The sequence below is a fragment of the Pantoea sp. B65 genome (genome assembly GCF_047308185.1).
Lineage (GTDB): Bacteria > Pseudomonadota > Gammaproteobacteria > Enterobacterales > Enterobacteriaceae > Erwinia.
Map to the genome: position 1 here is coordinate 297879 of NZ_JAHXPU010000036.1, position 16258 is coordinate 314136.

Here is a 16258-nt window from a genome sequence, read left to right on the forward strand (position 1 = left end):
TAATGTTTTCACACCTGTGCCATACCACCGTCAACAAACAGCTCAATACCATTGATAAAGCTGGCCGCGTCGGAGGCGAGGAAAGCGACCGCCTTGCCGATCTCATCCGGTTCGCCGAGACGACCCAGCGGGACCTGCGCGGCCAGAGTATCGAACAATCCCTGGCGGTGTTCATCCGGCACCAGCCCGGCCAGACCAGGTGTCCGCACCGGGCCAGGACTGACGACATTGACGCGGATACCCCGATCCTTGAGGTCCAGCGCCCAGGATCGTGCAAAGTTGCGAACCGCCGCCTTGCTGGCGCTGTAAACACTGAAACCAGCCGTCCCCTGGATGGATACCGTCGATGCAGTCAGGATCACCGATGCGCCATCCGTTAACAGCGGCAATGCCTTCTGCACGGTGAACAGGACGCCCCTGACATTGGTCGCGAAGATACGGTCAAAATGCTCTTCCGTAATGGCGCCCAGCGGCAGCATATCGCCGCCCCCGGCATTGGCGAGCAGTATATCCAGCCGACCCGCACTGCCGGCGATTTGCGCATAGACGGTATCAAGATCCGCCATCTGCGAGACGTCGGCGCGAATGCCGGTAGCCATAGCACCCACAGCCGCAACAGCCGCGTCAAGCTCTGCCTGGCGACGACCGGTGATAAACACTTTCGCCCCTTGCTCTGCCAGTTCCTTCGCGCTGGCCAAACCGATGCCGCTGCTGCCGCCGGTGACCAGAGCGACTTTGCCATTTAATTGCTGGTTCATCATTGAATCCTCAAAATCAGATACGGGTGGATTGGAAGTGCCCTCTGCCAGCGCGCCATCTGATGGCGCCGGTTTATCGCGTCAGGCATGGATGAACTGTAACGCCTGTTCTTTTATTGAAAAATAGAGAAAATGGAAATGACTATTCATGGACATGTATAATCTGGTGAACTGACAGCGGGGAGCAAAGCAGAATGGATCAATTGATGGCAATGCGCGGCTTTGCCCGTATTGTGGAGGCAGGTAATTTCACCCGCGCCGCGGATTCGCTGGATATGCCAAACGCGACACTCAGCAAGCTGGTGCAGGAACTGGAGATGCATCTGGGTATCAGGCTGTTACAGCGGACCACCAGACGCGTCACGGTGACCGCTGAAGGGCGTGATTACTATGAAAAGACCACACGTATTCTGCGCGATCTTGAGGATATCGATAGCTCGTTTAATGTTGCACATAATCAGCCACAGGGTCAGTTGCGTATCGACATTGGCGGTTCTGCCGCGCGCGATGTGTTGATCCCGGCGCTGGCGGACTTCGTTGCCCGCTATCCGGGTATCCGTATTGATCTGGGGGTATCGGATCGTTCGGTGGATTTAATCAGCGATAATGTTGATTGTGTGATCCGCGGCGGCCCGCTGGAAAACTCATCGCTGATCGCGCGCCATATCGGCTACGCGAAACTGATCACCTGCGCAACGCCGGGATATCTTAAATCCTTTGGCATCCCGGCCTATCCGGCCGAACTGAAGAATGGCCATCAGTTGGTGAGTTATCTCTCGCCGCAGAATGGCAGAGCGTTCCCTTTTCGTTTTGAACACCATGGTGAAAAGACAGAAATAAAAGTCGATCACCATATTGGAGTGAACGAAAGTAATGCGCATTTAGCCGCGGGTCTCGCGGGTCTTGGCCTTATCCAGACATTTAGTTACTCAGCAGGCGCGGCGATCAGGGAGGGGGCGCTGGTGGAAGTCCTGCAACAGTGGCGCCCGGCAGCCTACCCCTTCCATGTGGTTTATCCGCAAAACCGCCACCTAACCCAGCGCCTGCGCGTGTTTATTGACTGGTTGCTGAGCTGGTTTCCGCAAAAAGTCGGCGGTAGTGATTAATCCCCTTTAGCGATTGGCCCCGGCCACCGCTTCAGCGGCCAGCGCGCTGATACGGGCGAAATCACCGCTTTCCAGCGCGTCGGCGGGTACCAGCCAGGAACCGCCGATACACAGCACACTTTTCAGCGCCAGATAATCGCGGTAGTTAGCGAGCGAAATCCCGCCGGTGGGGCAAAACCGCACTTGTGGGAATGGGCCGCTAATCGCCTGCAGGGCTTTCACGCCGCCGTTGGCTTCCGCCGGGAAAAACTTGAATTCACGCAGGCCATACTCCATGCCGAGCATCAATTCGGAGACGGTGCTGATGCCGGGGATCAACGGAATCGCGCCCGCGTCGGCGGCGTTTAACAGCTCAGCGGTCAGCCCCGGACTAATGGCGAACTGCGCACCGGCGTCAGTGACCTCCTGCAACTGTCGTGCATTCAGCACGGTACCGGCACCAATAATCGCTTCCGGCACCTCGCGGGCAATCGCACGGATGGCCTCAACTGCGCAGGCGGTGCGCAACGTGACTTCCAGTACCCGAACCCCACCCGCAACCAGTGCCCTGGCTAACGGAATAGCCTGCTCCAGTTTATTGATGACAATCACCGGCACTACCGGACCTGCCGTCAGGATTTGTTCAGCGCTTGTTTTCCAGTTTTTCATTAATCATGTCTCTTTAGTTATTATCAGGGCTGCGGGATTAAAATCGGATGCAGCAGGCACCCTGTTCAGCGCCGGAAAGCTGGTTGCGTAAAGCGCTGAATAGCTCGCGGCCACAGCCAGTATGCTCGGCGCTGAGATCGGGCCGGCAGGGCTGACGCTTTGCCAGCTCGGATGGGTCGACCAGCAGTTCAAGTTCGCCGCTACGACCGTTAACACGGATCATGTCGCCGTTCTGTACCTTAGCCAGCATGCCGCCACTACAGGCCTCAGGCGTGACGTGAATCGCAGAAGGCACTTTGCCGGAAGCTCCCGATAAGCGACCATCCGTTACCAGCGCCACTTTAAAACCGCGATCCATTAACACCCCCAATGGCGGCATTAGTTTATGCAACTCTGGCATGCCATTCGCCTGGGGTCCCTGGAAACGGACCACCACCACACAATCGTGATTTAGCTTTCCGGCTTCGAATGCCGGCACAATGTCATGCTGGCTTTCGAAAACCACCGCCGGCGCTTCGATAATCTGGTTACCTTCAGGTACCGCCGAGGTTTTCATTACCGCGCGGCCCAGATTACCCGACAGCACTTTGGTGCCGCCGTGATGTTCGAATGGCTGAGCGACACTGGCGATAACCTTGCTATCGAGTGAGCTTTCACCCCCTTCCCGCCAGGCCAGTTGCCCCTCATCGAGCCAGGGTTCCCGGGTATAACGATCGAGGCCGAAACCGGCCACGGTATCTACGTCCTGATGTAACAGCCCATTGTTGAGCAGTTCACGTACCACCAGTGGTACACCGCCAGCAGCCTGGAATTGATTAATATCCGCCGGACCATTCGGGTAGATGCGGCATAACAACGGCACCGCATCAGACAGTTCGGAGAAATCATCCCAGTTAATAATAATGCCCGCCGCCCGCGCCATTGCCACCATATGCATGGTCAGATTGGTCGAGCCCCCGGTGGCCAGCAATGAAACCATACCGTTTACCAACGTTTTTTCATTTACCAACTGACCGATCGGCAGATAGTTCCCGCTGGTTTCGGTCAGACGCGTCACCTGACGCGCCGCAGCGTCAGTTAGCGCGTCGCGCAAGGCGGTATCCGGCGGCACAAAGGACGCGCCCGGCAGATGCAACCCCATCACTTCCATCACCATCTGATTGGTATTGGCGGTGCCATAAAAGGTGCAGGTACCGATGCCATGATACGAAGCCGCTTCCGCCTCCAGCAATGCCTGACGGTCAGCCTTGCCTTCGCTGTACAACTGGCGCACACGCACTTTTTCTTTATTCGGCAGGCCACTACTCATCGGTCCGGCGGGAACAAACAGCGCGGGCAGATGACCGAAAGAGAGCGCAGCCATCACTAATCCGGGGACAATCTTGTCGCAAATACCGAGGTACAGTGCCCCGTCGAACATATTGTGCGACAAACCAATCGCCGCAGACATGGCGATAATGTCGCGGCTCATCAGCGATAACTCCATACCGTCCTGTCCCTGAGTCACCCCGTCGCACATGGCAGGTACGCCACCGGCAACCTGACCGACAGCGCCAACGGCTTTCAGTGCGGCCTTCAGACGCTGCGGATAATGCTCATAGGGCTGATGCGCGGAAAGCATATCGTTGTATGCGGTGATAATCGCGATATCGCTGCGCACCATATTTTTCAGTGCGCTTTTGTCGTCAGGCTGGCAGGCGGCAAAACCGTGAGCCAGATTACCGCAAGCCAGCTGGGCACGATGCACCGTTTGCGAACGGGCAGACTCGATGCGTGCCAGATAGGCGGCGCGGCTTGCGGCAGAACGTTCGGTAATGCGTTGTGTTACACGGGATAAGGTTTCGTTAACCATATCGTCCTCACAGGTTTTTTAAAACAGCGTAAAAAATCATGCCGCTGATCGCACCGCAGCAGCGGTTCTCGTCACGGTATTCAGGCACAGTCCTGCTGCGGCTAAACACCCTGAATATGCTGCAGAGTTTCGGCGATCACCGCGGCAAGTGGTTGACTGATATCGATCGCCATCACATCGCGTTCTTCAGCGCCAGGTTGTTCCAGCGCGGCAAACTGCGAGATCAACATTTGCGGCTTAAAGAAATGACCGCGACGCGCAACCATGCGCTGTTCAATCAGCGGGAAATCCCCCTGCAGATAGATAAACGACAGATTGCTATGGCCGGCGCGCAACCGATCGCGATAATTTTTTTTCAGCGCGGAGCAAACAATGATCGATACGGAATGGGTACGTTGCATGGCGAAAGCCGCGTCGTTAAGGGCTGCCAGCCAGGGCGCGCGATCGCTATCATCCAGTGCCTCCCCGCTGGCCATTTTCAAAATATTACTGCGCGGATGCAAAAAATCGCCATCAAGAAAACCGGCAGACAACTGGCGAGCAACGGCACTGGCAACCGCCGATTTTCCGCTACCGGAAACCCCCATCAGGATGTAAATGCGATTTTGATTATGGGTCACGACTGACCTCCAGGAGTGAATACCTAGCGCTATGGCGGGGTAAAGCTACCAACAGTGTTAGCTTCGCCGTTGTTACCGGCAGATCACACCGCGACAGAATTAGCGTGAAAGTTACCGGTAACATGTTATCGGTAACATTATCAGTGGAATGCGCCACGGTTACAATCCGCTGACCAGCATGAAATTAATAATTGTGATCTGCTTCAAAATTATTGATTGGGGAAGAAACAATCTGCGCCGCAGGCTTAACAGATGCATAACAAACCCGCGGATAACCGTTTCCCCTGAGTTTTATCAGCAGAGGTGGTAGCGCAATGATACCAGGATTTATTTGCCTCAGGATAGCGCTGGCAGGGAATAACCATAGCAGGTGCGCTTGCTGGCCAGTTGATAATTATCAACTATCATCTGTGTTTTATTAAGGAAAAATGTCACGGCATTTGATAGATGTCACCACGAAGATAATCAGGAGATTTTCTTTTTACGGTGGCGTAGATGTCCCTCTGCCACCACAGAATTAATCTGTCTGCTAATAATACTAATTTATCATGCGGTTGACCGTTTGAAATGCTCCCTGGCGGGAGCATCGGCAATTATTCGGTGATAAAACGCGCGACAGAACCCGCCAGATGCTTCGCCTGATCATGTAAGGCGTGAGCAGCAGCAGATGATTGCTCCACCAGCGCGGCATTTTGCTGGGTTACGCTGTCCATTTCGACAATTGCGACGCCCACCTGTGAAATACCCCGATTTTGTTCATCAGATGCCTGCGAAATTTCGTTAAGAATCTCAGTAACATTGCCGATAGAGCTGACAATATCATGCATAGTGGATCCTGCCTGTTCGACCAGTGCCGATCCGGCGCTGATGCGTCCGACAGATTCGCCAATCAGCTGCTCGATCTCTTTTGCCGCCTGCGCGCTTCGCTGGGCAAGGTTTCTCACCTCACTGGCCACCACCGCGAAACCGCGCCCCTGCTCGCCGGCACGTGCTGCTTCCACGGCGGCATTAAGCGCCAGAATATTCGTCTGGAAAGCAATGCTATTGATGACCGTAGTAATTTCGGCGATTTTCCCCGAACTGGTAGTGATCTCATTCATGGTTTTCACCACATGGCTGACCAGCTGCCCCCCTTTGTTGGCCGTTTCGGAGGTGGTTTGCGCCAGCTGGCTGGAATGATGAATATTGTCGACGTTCTGTTTCACCGTTGCGGTAAGCTGTTCCATGCTGGCAGCGGTTTCTTCCAGCGCCGCCGCCTGCTCTTCCGTCCGTGCCGACAAATCATTATTCCCCGCCGCTATCTCTGCCGAAGCGTGACTCACCTGCGACACGCCACTGCGAATATCACCAATAATGCGGCGCAGATCGGTGCTCATCTCGCCGACTGCCTGCATCAGTTCTCCCAGTTCATCGCGGCGTGAGGTTTTAAGATCTGCCCGCAGATCGCCGCCGGCGATCTCTCTGGCCACGCGTAAAGTGGCTGATAATGGCTGGGTGATTTGACGGCTGATAATCGATGCGATTACCACACCTGATACCACCGATACCGCCAGAATTAATGACATCCACAGCATCGCCTGGTTAATATCGGAATGCATCGCCTCCAGCTCTTCAGCAAAAAGGGCATTACTTCCCGTGGTTAATTCTGCCCCGGCCTTAGCAAGCAATTTCGTCGCTTGTTGTTCGGCAAGATACGAAGCAAGATAAGCCTGTGCACCCTCCTGCTTCGCCGATATGGCGCGCGCAATGCCGCTCAGCGTTTGCGCATCTTCAGCACTGACCTGTGATTGCACCGCTGCAATAAGTTGAACCGATTCAGCTATAAACTGCCCTAAAGCCTGCTGCGCTTCAGCCGAATTTTGCAATTCCAGCAGAGTGACACGTATCGCCACCTCATTCAGGTGTTTGCTGAGATCATTCAGCGCATTAGCGGTAACGGAATGCGCCGGATAGGATTGCGCCAGGCGATTAATCTCCGCCAGCTCTTTGGTCATCACAAAGTCGCTGGCGATGCTCTTACGCTTACGGGTTTCACTGACGGTTTCCGTGCGCTTATCACGGTAAGCTTTGATCGCATCGGGTAAGGTGCGCAGCATGGCTTGCTGTTCAGCGTGCCAGTGAAACGCTTGCAGTGTGGCTATTTTTTCATCGACACGCTGGATATTTTCTTCATTGATGGCAACAAACTGCTCGTCATGGGTTTTGACATATTGCAGTCTGGCATCCTTTGCCAGCGCGAAGTGGTCAGTAATCATCTTTAACTGACTGACTTTTCCGGCACGTTCTGCAATATCTTGCAGATTTTTTATGCCACAGAGTGCCACCGCTACGCTAAGTAGCAAAACCAGCCCAAAACCCAGCGCCAGTTTTCTGCCAACTTTCAGGTTCTCGAAACAAATCATTATCCTCTTCATAAATCGCAATTCTCCATTCTTATTTCAAAATATGCAGGTTCTACGCGGATCACCTCGTACATCGGCAAAGAAGGAGAATTAATTACGATAACTTTAGTTACTAAAGCACCGTGAATGAATAATTGAAATATTTAAAAAAGGCAGCCAGCAATAGTAATAAATATAAAAACAGAAAGGCACGACGTAATTATGATGAAGATCACTCTGCAGAGGTATATTTGTAACCCGAAGGTGAAGACAGCAGGAAATAAAATAGCATTTTATAAACATAAAACTAACATTATAATAACCTGCAAACTGGCGAATATTTATACCCTATACCCTCACTCGCACAACAATAATGCTCCCCGACGGGAGCATTTTCCGGTTGCCGATAAGCAAGTCGCTTATCGCGCAGCGGCATTGCGACGGGAAACATAGTCGCGCGGCTGTTCACCCACATACACCTGGCGCGGACGATAGATTTTTAGCGGCTCGCTGTGCATTTCATTCCAGTGTGCAATCCAGCCCAGCGTGCGGCCAACTGCCGTGACGACGACAAACATCGACGAAGGCAGCCCCATTGCCTTGAGGATCACCGCAGTATAGAAATCAACACTTGGGTAGAGACCGTTATTAATGAAATAGGGATCGCTCATTGATACGTTTTCCAGCGCCATTGCCACCTGCAACAGGCTGTCAGCCATACCTAACTCACTGAGCACCGTGCGGCACGTTTCGCGCATAATCGCGGCGCGCGGATCAAAATTGCGATAACGCGAGTTACCAAAACCCAAACGCCGGAAGGCATCGGGCTGTGCTTTCGCCCGGCTGAGGAATGCCGGGATCTGATCCACCGTTTGGATCTCTTCCAGCATGCGCATACAGGCTTCATTCGCGCCGCCGTGCATCGGCCCCCAGAGTGATGCCAGACCCGCAGCGATACAGGCAAACGGGTTCGCCCCCGAAGAGCCGGCGGCGCGCACTGTTGTGGTCGACGCACACTGACCGTGATCGGCATGCAGAACGAGGATCTGATTCATCGCCCGCTCAATAACCGGATTGACCACATATTTCTCGGCCGGTACCGCAAACAACATATGGAGAAAATTACCGGCATAAGAGAGCGAGTTGCGCGGATAATTAGCCGGTTGCTCAATCGAATATTTGTAGCTCATTGCCGCCAGCGTTGGCATTTTTGACAGCAGGCGGGTGGCCGCCAGCTCGCGGTGTGCGGTATTATCAATATCCAGTACATCATGATAGAACGCCGCCAGCGCCCCCACCAGCGCGCACATCAGCGCCATCGGATGTGAGTCTCGGCGAAAACCACTACACATCCGCGCCATTTGTTCGTTAATCAGCGTATGACGGGTGATCGATTCCCTGAATGTCTGGTACTGCGCCTCATCAGGGGCGTCGCCATATAGCAGGATGTAGCCGACCTCAAGAAAATCGCACTGTTCGGCCAGTTGCCCCACCGGAAAGCCGCGGTGCAACAAAATACTGTTATCGGTATCGATATACGAGATGGCTGATTTGCAGCCGGCGGTATTCGTGAACCCGGCATCAAAACTGCACAACCCCTGCTGTTCAAAGGGAGTGATATCCACACCACTGCGCCCCAGCGTCCCGGCCACAAGGTCCAGCGGAATGGCATCCTGTCCATCCAGCGAAAGTATTGCCTGTTTATTTGTCATAAATTTGACCTTCCCACCAGCAGGATAATTAAGCGATTAACCTGGAAGGTTTTTCCAGGGCGAAACTTCACCATAGCGACGACCCGATCGCTATTCTTTGATGTAAATAAATAAAACCAGAATAAATTGCTGCGGGAACGGCTTCTCTGGCGCCAGCCAGGCGCCCCGCCAGCGACGGTTAACGCTGGCAGAGTGCCATCAACCACGCTCTTTCGCCGGTTGGGAAACATTGCTGCCCGCCGCCGGCGCCAGCCTGACGATATCACAGAGTGCGATTGCGGTTATCAGCGCAATCACGACAAACCCCAGTCTGAAGGCCATCCCCTCGCCCGCGGGGAGAGCCAGCCAGTCGGTTAACCAGCCGCCGAGGCGAATACTTAGCGCTCCCAGCGTCACCCCAAGACCGTTGGCCAGCTGAAGCGAGGTACTGAATAGCGTGTTGGCGGAACTCATCTCCTGGGGCGGGACTTCAGCAAACGCCAGCGAACTGATGCCGGTAAATTGCATTGAACGACTGAGTCCGCCCCAGAACAGCAGCAGCAGAGTCAGGATGCGCGGCGATTGCGGCGTTAAACAGGCACAAAACAGCAGCGACAACACGCAGAGGATGCCGTTGCCCACCAGCAATTTTTTAAAACCAAAGTAGCGAATCAATGGCGTCGTGGCCGGCTTCATCGCCAGATTGCCGGCAAATACCGCCAGCACCAGCGATCCGGCGTGAAACGCGTCCATACCAAATCCGACCTGAAACATCAGCGGCAACATAAAAGGCGCAGAGCTGATGGTGGCGCGCAGCACAAAGCCACCGCGCATAGTAATGCGAAATGAGGGCACCGCCAGCGAACGCAGGCGGATCAGCGGTGTGCTGGCTCGCAACAGATGTCTTGTTGCCCAGACCAGCGCCAGCAGACCCGCCACCATCAGCAGCAGGCCATTCACCAGATTGATATTTTGCTGGCTGAACATCTCCAGACCTGCCACCAGGCAGAGCATGGTGATCCCGATGGAAACAAAACCGATAAGGTCAAAAGGTCGCCGCTGCTCCGTAGACTGATTGGGCATCATGCGCAACGCCAGGATGATGGCGATAACGCCAAGGGGGACATTGAGAAAGAAAATCCAGTGCCAGCTGACGTAGGTAGTAATAAACCCCCCCAGCGGCGGGCCGAGAATCGGCGCCACCAGCGCCGGCCATGTCAGGGTGGCAATGGCTTTGATCAGCTGATCTTTTGGCGTGGTACGTAGCACCACCAGCCGCCCTACCGGCACCATCATGGCGCCGCCGATCCCCTGCAAAATACGCATCAGGACAAATTCCGTAACGTTATGCGTCAGTCCACAGAACAGGGATGAGAGGGTAAAAATAAACAACGCGAGGCTAAAGATCGTTCGGGCGCCGAAGCGCTCCGCCAGCCAGCCGCTGGCGGGGATTAATACCGCCAGCGTCAACAGATAGGCGCTAATCCCGATATTAAGATCAATGGCTGAAACGCCAAACGCCCGGGCCATATCCGGCAGCGCGGTCGCAATAACGGTTCCGTCGAGAAACTCCATAAAAAACGCGCTGGCAACCAATAGCGCCAGCCCGGAGATCCGGCCCGACGTGGCATCCTGCCGTGGGTTATCTCCAGCGGGCGAGTCAGATAAAGCCATGGCACATCCTCTGCATTGACAGACAGCACGCTGCCAAAGGAGGTATAATAACGCCAGAAAAGATGTTACACCAATAATACTCTGATCTGCGCTGCTGACGCAGGCAGAGAAAATACAACGCCCGGCACGGAAATAGTGGCGAAAGGATATTTTCAGCCGGCCAAATAGCTACTCATGATAATTATCACCCCAGGTCACGAAACTGCGCAAAATATTATATCGATTAACGCCAGATGAAAAATTTCAGCCATTGCTGACGGAAAGTTCGTCACTGACGCTGCATTCCCCAGCGTCGCACTGTGGCTTTCTCCAGCGTGGCAAAAACCACCCCCTCCACCAGTAACCCAATCGCAATCACCGTTAGCAATCCGGCAAATACCCGGTCGGTAAATAACTCATTACGGTTCTGGAAAATATACCACCCCAACCCTCCCTGGCCGCTTGAGGCGCCAAACACCAGCTCAGCCGCAATCAGCGTACGCCAGGCGAAGGCCCAGCCAATTTTTAGCCCGGCAAGGATCGACGGCAGCGATGCCGGGATCAGAATCATCAGCACATAGCGCGGGCCTCTCAGCCCATAGTTTTGCCCCGCCATGCGCAGCGTGTCCGGTACGCTACTGAAGCCGGACCAGGTATTTAGCGCAATCGGCCACATCACTGAATGCACCAGCACAAAAATCAGGCTGACGTTGCCCAGTCCAAACCACAAGAGCGCCAGCGGCAGCAGTGCAATTGCCGGCAGCGGATTCAGCATTGCGGTCAGCGTGCTAAGCAAATCGCGCCCGAAGCGGGTGGAAATCGCCAGCGCGCTGGCGACCAGCGCCAGAAGGCTGCCGATAACATAGCCCTTCAGCAAGGTACTCAGTGAGTTAACCACTTTTTCCGGCAGTTCGCCCCTGCGCATATCTTCTACAAATGCGCGGAAGGTTTGTAACACCCCCGGCAGCATTAAATCGTTCTGCTGGATGCGCGCCGCCGCTTCCCAGGCGATCAGCACCAGCAGTACGATCAGTGTTTTGCGTAGCCAGGTCTGATTCCACAGACGCTGTCGCAACGGCAGCGGCACCTCCAGCGGCAAATCGCGCAGGGGAGCCAGTTGATGTTCATATTCAGGACGAATGAAGGGTTGCCGGGACATAAACGCGCTCCTGTGTCTGATGATGGCCGTCCGCAGGCAGCGCCGCCGGGAACAGTAAATGGTGAATATGCCGGGCGGCGTGCTGAAATTCCGCGCTGCCAAAATCATTATGGCTGTACTGATGGCAATTAAGCTCGGCCCGCACCCGTCCGGGATGCGGAGAGAGCACCAGAATGCGGCTACCCACCACCAGCGCTTCCTCAATGGAGTGGGTGACAAACAGCAGAGTAAAATGCTCCTCATGCCATAATGTCAGCAACTCCTCCTGCATGGTGCGCCGCGTCAGGGCATCCAGGGCGGCAAAAGGTTCATCCATTAATAAGATGCGCGGTTTCATCGCCAGCGCGCGGGCGATCGCTACGCGCTGTTTCATGCCGCCGGAGAGCGTATGCGGCATTGCATCGGCAAAACCCGCGAGCCCCACTTTATTGAGAAAATGCAGCGCCCGCTCACGCGCCCCGGCTTTATCTGCTTTGCGACTGGCCAGCAGCGGGAACATAACGTTCTCCAGCACGGTTTTCCACGGCGGTAACTGATCAAACTCCTGAAACACCATCATACGTTCCGGGCCAGGCCCCCTGATGGTGACGCCATCCAGGGTAATATCACCGCTGCGCGGAGTGAGAAATCCACCGGCCGCTTTGAGCAGGCTTGATTTGCCACACCCCGACGGCCCGAGCAAAATAAAGCGATCGCCGGGCCAGACATCAAAACTGACATCGTGCGTGGCGCGCACCCGCCGCTGATGAGTGCGATATTCGATATCCACCGTTCTGACCTGCAACAATGGCGCCACTGGCGTTGTCTGTTCCATTTTCTTCTCCTTCGCTGCGGATTCAGCTGCCGGGATTTTCCCAGGCTTCATTGAAGAAATAGTCTTTCCATGACTGCGCTTTATTTTTCAGCACGCCAAGTTCATGCAGCTGATCGGCATAAACCCAGGTACGTTCGGGTGACACGGTAAAACTGATTTCCGCATCGTTAACAATTTTCTGCACCAGCGGTAACGGCAGGCGCGATTTTTCCACCCGCAGATAGGTTTCTGCCGCCTGGTTTTTATCAGCATTAATTATTTTTGCCGCTTCACTTAACGCGCGATAAAACGCGCGATAGGTTTTCGGATTCTCATCATGAAATTTTTGCGTGGTATACAGCACATTAAACGTGGCCTGACCGCCCAGCACGTCATAGGAGCTGAGAATTTTATGCACGTTGCTGTGCTCCAGCGCCTGATACTGGAAAGGCGGGCTGGAAAAATGCGTGGTAATCTCCGAACCGCCGGCGATCAACGCCGCGCTGGCGTCCGGGTGCGGCAGACTGACGCTGATATTATCAAAGCGTTTGTAGTCGTCTTTGCCGTACAGTTTCGCGGTTTCAATCTGCAACGTACGTGACTGGAAACCGACGCCAGCAGCAGGCACGGCAATACGGTCTTTTTCGCTGAGGTCTTTTACGCTTTTCACCGCCGGATTATTGCTCAACAGGTAATTCGGCATTGAGCCGAGCGCGGCAATCGCCTTCACATTCTGTCGTCCACGGGTGCGATCCCACAGAGTGAGCATCGGCGGCACCCCGGCGGAGGCGACATCCAGCGCATTGGAGAGCAGTGCTTCATTCATCGCGGTAGCGCCTGACAGGGTGCGCCAGTCCACTTCAATATCCAGCCCCTCTTTTTTGCCCTCTTTTTCGATTAGCTGCTGGTCACGCACCACATCAAGAATCAAATAACCAATGCCAAACTGCTGCGCAATACTGATTTTTCCTTCGGCCTGGACCGTTTGACTTAAACCGGCAACTACCAGCGCGATAATACCGCGCCCCAGTATGTTATTTAATTGTTTCACTTATTTTCCCCGGAGATAATCTATTTTCGTCTAAGCAAAAGCTTGTTCGTCCACTGACTAAAAAAGAAATGATTTAATTTGCTTTGCTTATGCAAAAAACAGCAATCACAGCGCAATAGTTTATTCACGCCGTGATTATTGGATGCTTATTCACTCCGCAGTAAAGCTAAGTTATTTTTTATCGTTCTGTTAATAAAACGACGGGACTATAGTCGCTGCGCTCAGTTATTCCCATATTAACCACAGGGTTAATAGTGACGCTAAGGATCCTTATGCCGCTGGTCAGCCATCAAACTATACGCAATCTGCTACCAACCCACCTGATCGATGCCAATACCGCGCCGGAGATAACCCGACAGGTGGCGGATAATGTGGTGGAAGCGTCGCTTAAAGGTCATGATTCTCATGGCGTAACCCTGTTGCCGCGCTACTTAAAGGCCATCCAGAAAGGCCATCCAGGCTGGCGAACTGAATCCACACGGAGAGTTGCGGATCCTGCGTGATGAAGGGCCGTTACTCTCCTTTCACGGTGAGCATGGCTTTGGCCAGCATATCGGTTATCAGGCGATGGTCGCCGGGATCGCCCGCGCGCAGCAGTATGGCGTAGCGATTGTCGGTGTTGCCGAATCACACCATCCGGGACGTATTGGCGCCAGGGCGGAACAGGTCGCGGCGGCGGGACTGGTCTCCCTCCACTTTGCTAACGTCTGCGCCGCGCCGCTGGCATTATGATTGACGATAACAGCTGGCAGCAGTTCCGCGAGCTGGAAAAAAACCGTCCCGGCATTTAGCCCGCTTCAGCATGACGCTGTTGTTGCCAGATGGCCGCGCACTGGCGCGCGAGGGCGTCGGTCGGATCGATAGCATCCTGCAGTAACGGTGAGCGGATGGACTGCAGCGCAACCGGTACTTCAGTACAGGCCAGAATCAGCAGTTCTGCTCCTCGGGCTTTCAGCGCCAGGCCAGCTTCGGTTAGCAATTGCGCGGCTAACGCCATTTCACCGCGTTTCACCGCATAGCATCCGGGGACAAACAGCTGCTGTAGTTCCTGCGGCGTCGGCAATACCGCCGCAATATTGCGCTGCTGCAACCGCTGCTGGAACCATCCTCCGTCCAGCGTGCCCTGAGTGGCGATAACGCCGGCCCGTCGTGGCGGCACGTCGCGCTGCAGCAGCGCCGCTAAGCTGGCATCAGCAATATGCAGGATCGGCGCGGCGCTGGCAGCGGACAGCGCCGCAAACCAGTGATGCGCGGTATTGCAGGCGATCACAATATGTGACGCCCCCGCCTGATTCAGCCGTGCAATTCCCTGCAGCAACTGCGGTAACGGCGAGCGCCCACCCCCTGCCAGCGCTTGCTGGCGATCGGCCACCTGCGGCACGTTCCAGACCACCATCGGCATCTGCTGCTGGTCACTGTCCGCCGGCGTAGCCGCCAGCAGTTTATACATCAGATCGACCGTCGCCAGCGGCCCCATCCCGCCGAGGATCCCCAGCAGGAACCGCTTACTCATGGCTGAGGGCCGACGCCAGTAGCTGGCGGTAGCCAAACAGCCCCGCCGCCCCGCCGGTATGAATAAACACCACATTTTCATCCGGACGGAAGTGGCCTCTGCGGATCAGATCGATCAGCCCGGCCATCCCTTTGCCGGAATAGACCGGGTCCAGCAAAATCCCCTCATGCCGGGCCAGCAGCGTTAATGCTTCCAGCATGGTTTCCGTCGGCAAACCATAGCCGTCGCCGACATAGTCACTGTTCGCCACCACCGCTTCCCGCGGCAACTCACCCGCCACGCCGAGTAATTCACGGGTGCGCGACGCCAGATTCCAGACATTTTCCTCCTGCTGCGCTTTTGGCGCGCGCACGCTGATGCCGAGCACCGGAACCTGGCTATTGGCGGCAGTGAAACCGGCAACCAGCCCGGCCTGAGTACCGGTGCTGCCGGTGGCATGCACCACATGATCGAGCCGTAAACGCCGCTGCGCCGACTGCCACAGCAGCTCTTGCGCGCAGGCAACGTAGCCCAGCGCACCGATCGGGTTCGACCCGCCGCCGGGAATGATATAAGGGCGCAACCCCTGTTCACGCAACCCGCTGGCATACTGTTCCATCGCCTGCTGCATATCACTGCCGGCCGGCAAATGCGCGACAATCTCGCCGCCGAGTAATTGATCCAATAACACGTTGCCGGAGCGCTGATAGTCTTCGCCAAAATCCGTCACGCGCTGTTCCAGTAACACTTTACTGGCCAGACCCAGCCTGGCGGCGCCAGCAATGGTCTGGCGCACATGGTTCGACTGGGTCGCGCCCTGGGTAATAATCACGTCGGCTTTTTTTTCCAGCGCATCCGCCAGTAAAAACTCCAGTTTGCGGGTTTTATTTCCGCCGGTGGCCAACCCGGTGGCATCATCACGTTTAATCCAGATGTGAGGGCCGCCTAATAAACGCGAAAGATTTTCCAGCGGTTCAATCGGGGTGGGGAAATGGCCAAGATGAACGCGGGGAAAACGGGCAAGATGCATAATGACTCCTTAATATAAATAATA

At 55.1% G+C, this 16258-nt stretch carries 15 protein-coding genes; 3 read left to right on the top strand and 12 right to left on the bottom strand.

What is annotated here, in order from left to right; translation table 11 throughout:
• Positions 1–8: 8 nt before the first annotated feature.
• Complete coding sequence (locus JWF83_RS15585; protein ID WP_413651252.1) at positions 9–758, bottom strand: SDR family NAD(P)-dependent oxidoreductase; 750 nt, start codon at positions 756–758, stop codon at positions 9–11.
• 194 nt (positions 759–952) lie between these two features.
• On the opposite strand from JWF83_RS15585, the gene JWF83_RS15590 reads away from it, so the two are divergent.
• A complete protein-coding gene (locus tag JWF83_RS15590; protein ID WP_413651253.1) occupies positions 953–1864 on the top strand; it encodes a LysR family transcriptional regulator in 912 nt (303 codons plus the stop codon).
• 6 nt (positions 1865–1870) lie between these two features.
• Here JWF83_RS15590 and JWF83_RS15595 read toward each other — a convergent pair whose 3' ends face one another.
• The 9 genes from JWF83_RS15595 to JWF83_RS15635 form a co-directional block, all read right to left on the bottom strand.
• Positions 1871–2512 (bottom strand): bifunctional 4-hydroxy-2-oxoglutarate aldolase/2-dehydro-3-deoxy-phosphogluconate aldolase, encoded by a 642-nt coding sequence (locus tag JWF83_RS15595; protein WP_413651254.1) that lies wholly within the window; start codon positions 2510–2512, stop codon positions 1871–1873.
• A 37-nt stretch (positions 2513–2549) separates the two neighbouring features.
• On the bottom strand, positions 2550–4364 hold the full coding sequence (gene edd / locus JWF83_RS15600; RefSeq protein ID WP_413651255.1) for a phosphogluconate dehydratase: 1815 nt from the start codon (positions 4362–4364) through the stop codon (positions 2550–2552).
• A 101-nt stretch (positions 4365–4465) separates the two neighbouring features.
• A complete protein-coding gene (gntK, locus tag JWF83_RS15605) occupies positions 4466–4984 on the bottom strand; it encodes a gluconokinase (protein ID WP_413651256.1) in 519 nt (172 codons plus the stop codon).
• A 593-nt stretch (positions 4985–5577) separates the two neighbouring features.
• Positions 5578–7398, bottom strand: a complete 1821-nt coding sequence (locus tag JWF83_RS15610) for a methyl-accepting chemotaxis protein (RefSeq protein ID WP_413651258.1) — start codon at positions 7396–7398, stop codon at positions 5578–5580.
• A 386-nt stretch (positions 7399–7784) separates the two neighbouring features.
• Complete coding sequence (locus tag JWF83_RS15615) at positions 7785–9077, bottom strand: citrate synthase (RefSeq protein WP_413651259.1); 1293 nt, start codon at positions 9075–9077, stop codon at positions 7785–7787.
• 198 nt (positions 9078–9275) lie between these two features.
• Positions 9276–10730 carry an MFS transporter gene (locus JWF83_RS15620; RefSeq protein WP_413651260.1) on the bottom strand — a complete coding sequence of 485 codons (1455 nt, stop codon included), beginning with the start codon at positions 10728–10730 and terminating at the stop codon, positions 9276–9278.
• A gap of 268 nt (positions 10731–10998) precedes the next feature.
• A complete protein-coding gene (locus tag JWF83_RS15625) occupies positions 10999–11868 on the bottom strand; it encodes an ABC transporter permease (RefSeq protein WP_413651261.1) in 870 nt (289 codons plus the stop codon).
• Positions 11840–12682, bottom strand: a complete 843-nt coding sequence (locus tag JWF83_RS15630; RefSeq protein ID WP_413651263.1) for an ABC transporter ATP-binding protein — start codon at positions 12680–12682, stop codon at positions 11840–11842. The genes JWF83_RS15625 and JWF83_RS15630 overlap by 29 nt, the downstream gene beginning before the upstream one ends.
• A 22-nt stretch (positions 12683–12704) precedes the next feature.
• Positions 12705–13694 carry an ABC transporter substrate-binding protein gene (locus JWF83_RS15635; protein ID WP_413651499.1) on the bottom strand — a complete coding sequence of 330 codons (990 nt, stop codon included), beginning with the start codon at positions 13692–13694 and terminating at the stop codon, positions 12705–12707.
• Between the two features lie 272 nt (positions 13695–13966).
• Here JWF83_RS15635 and JWF83_RS15640 point away from each other — a divergent pair, with 272 nt between their 5' ends.
• The gene (locus JWF83_RS15640) at positions 13967–14215 is read left to right on the top strand and encodes an Ldh family oxidoreductase (protein WP_413651264.1); all 249 of its coding nucleotides are present in this window, start codon (positions 13967–13969) and stop codon (positions 14213–14215) included.
• Positions 14199–14444: an Ldh family oxidoreductase gene (locus tag JWF83_RS15645; protein ID WP_413651266.1), complete on the top strand. Its 246-nt coding sequence runs from the start codon at positions 14199–14201 to the stop codon at positions 14442–14444. Before JWF83_RS15640 ends, JWF83_RS15645 begins: the two co-directional genes overlap by 17 nt.
• 55 nt (positions 14445–14499) lie before the next feature.
• Here JWF83_RS15645 and JWF83_RS15650 read toward each other — a convergent pair whose 3' ends face one another.
• The gene (locus JWF83_RS15650; RefSeq protein ID WP_413651267.1) at positions 14500–15225 is read right to left on the bottom strand and encodes an aspartate/glutamate racemase family protein; all 726 of its coding nucleotides are present in this window, start codon (positions 15223–15225) and stop codon (positions 14500–14502) included.
• The gene (locus JWF83_RS15655) at positions 15218–16234 is read right to left on the bottom strand and encodes a D-cysteine desulfhydrase (protein ID WP_413651268.1); all 1017 of its coding nucleotides are present in this window, start codon (positions 16232–16234) and stop codon (positions 15218–15220) included. Before JWF83_RS15655 ends, JWF83_RS15650 begins: the two co-directional genes overlap by 8 nt.
• Positions 16235–16258 lie beyond the last annotated feature (24 nt).

Excerpts from the sequence above, each read along its gene's own strand:
- JWF83_RS15585 (WP_413651252.1), bottom strand. The coding sequence starts at position 758 with ATGAACCAGCAATTAAATGGCAAAGTCGCTCTGGTCACCGGCGGCAGC.
- JWF83_RS15590 (WP_413651253.1), top strand. The coding sequence starts at position 953 with ATGGATCAATTGATGGCAATGCGCGGCTTTGCCCGTATTGTGGAGGCA.
- JWF83_RS15595 (WP_413651254.1), bottom strand. The coding sequence starts at position 2,512 with ATGAAAAACTGGAAAACAAGCGCTGAACAAATCCTGACGGCAGGTCCG.
- edd (WP_413651255.1), bottom strand. The coding sequence starts at position 4,364 with ATGGTTAACGAAACCTTATCCCGTGTAACACAACGCATTACCGAACGT.
- JWF83_RS15610 (WP_413651258.1), bottom strand. The coding sequence starts at position 7,398 with ATGAAGAGGATAATGATTTGTTTCGAGAACCTGAAAGTTGGCAGAAAA.
- JWF83_RS15615 (WP_413651259.1), bottom strand. The coding sequence starts at position 9,077 with ATGACAAATAAACAGGCAATACTTTCGCTGGATGGACAGGATGCCATT.
- JWF83_RS15620 (WP_413651260.1), bottom strand. The coding sequence starts at position 10,730 with ATGGCTTTATCTGACTCGCCCGCTGGAGATAACCCACGGCAGGATGCC.
- JWF83_RS15625 (WP_413651261.1), bottom strand. The coding sequence starts at position 11,868 with ATGTCCCGGCAACCCTTCATTCGTCCTGAATATGAACATCAACTGGCT.
- JWF83_RS15630 (WP_413651263.1), bottom strand. The coding sequence starts at position 12,682 with ATGGAACAGACAACGCCAGTGGCGCCATTGTTGCAGGTCAGAACGGTG.
- JWF83_RS15650 (WP_413651267.1), bottom strand. The coding sequence starts at position 15,225 with ATGAGTAAGCGGTTCCTGCTGGGGATCCTCGGCGGGATGGGGCCGCTG.
- JWF83_RS15655 (WP_413651268.1), bottom strand. The coding sequence starts at position 16,234 with ATGCATCTTGCCCGTTTTCCCCGCGTTCATCTTGGCCATTTCCCCACC.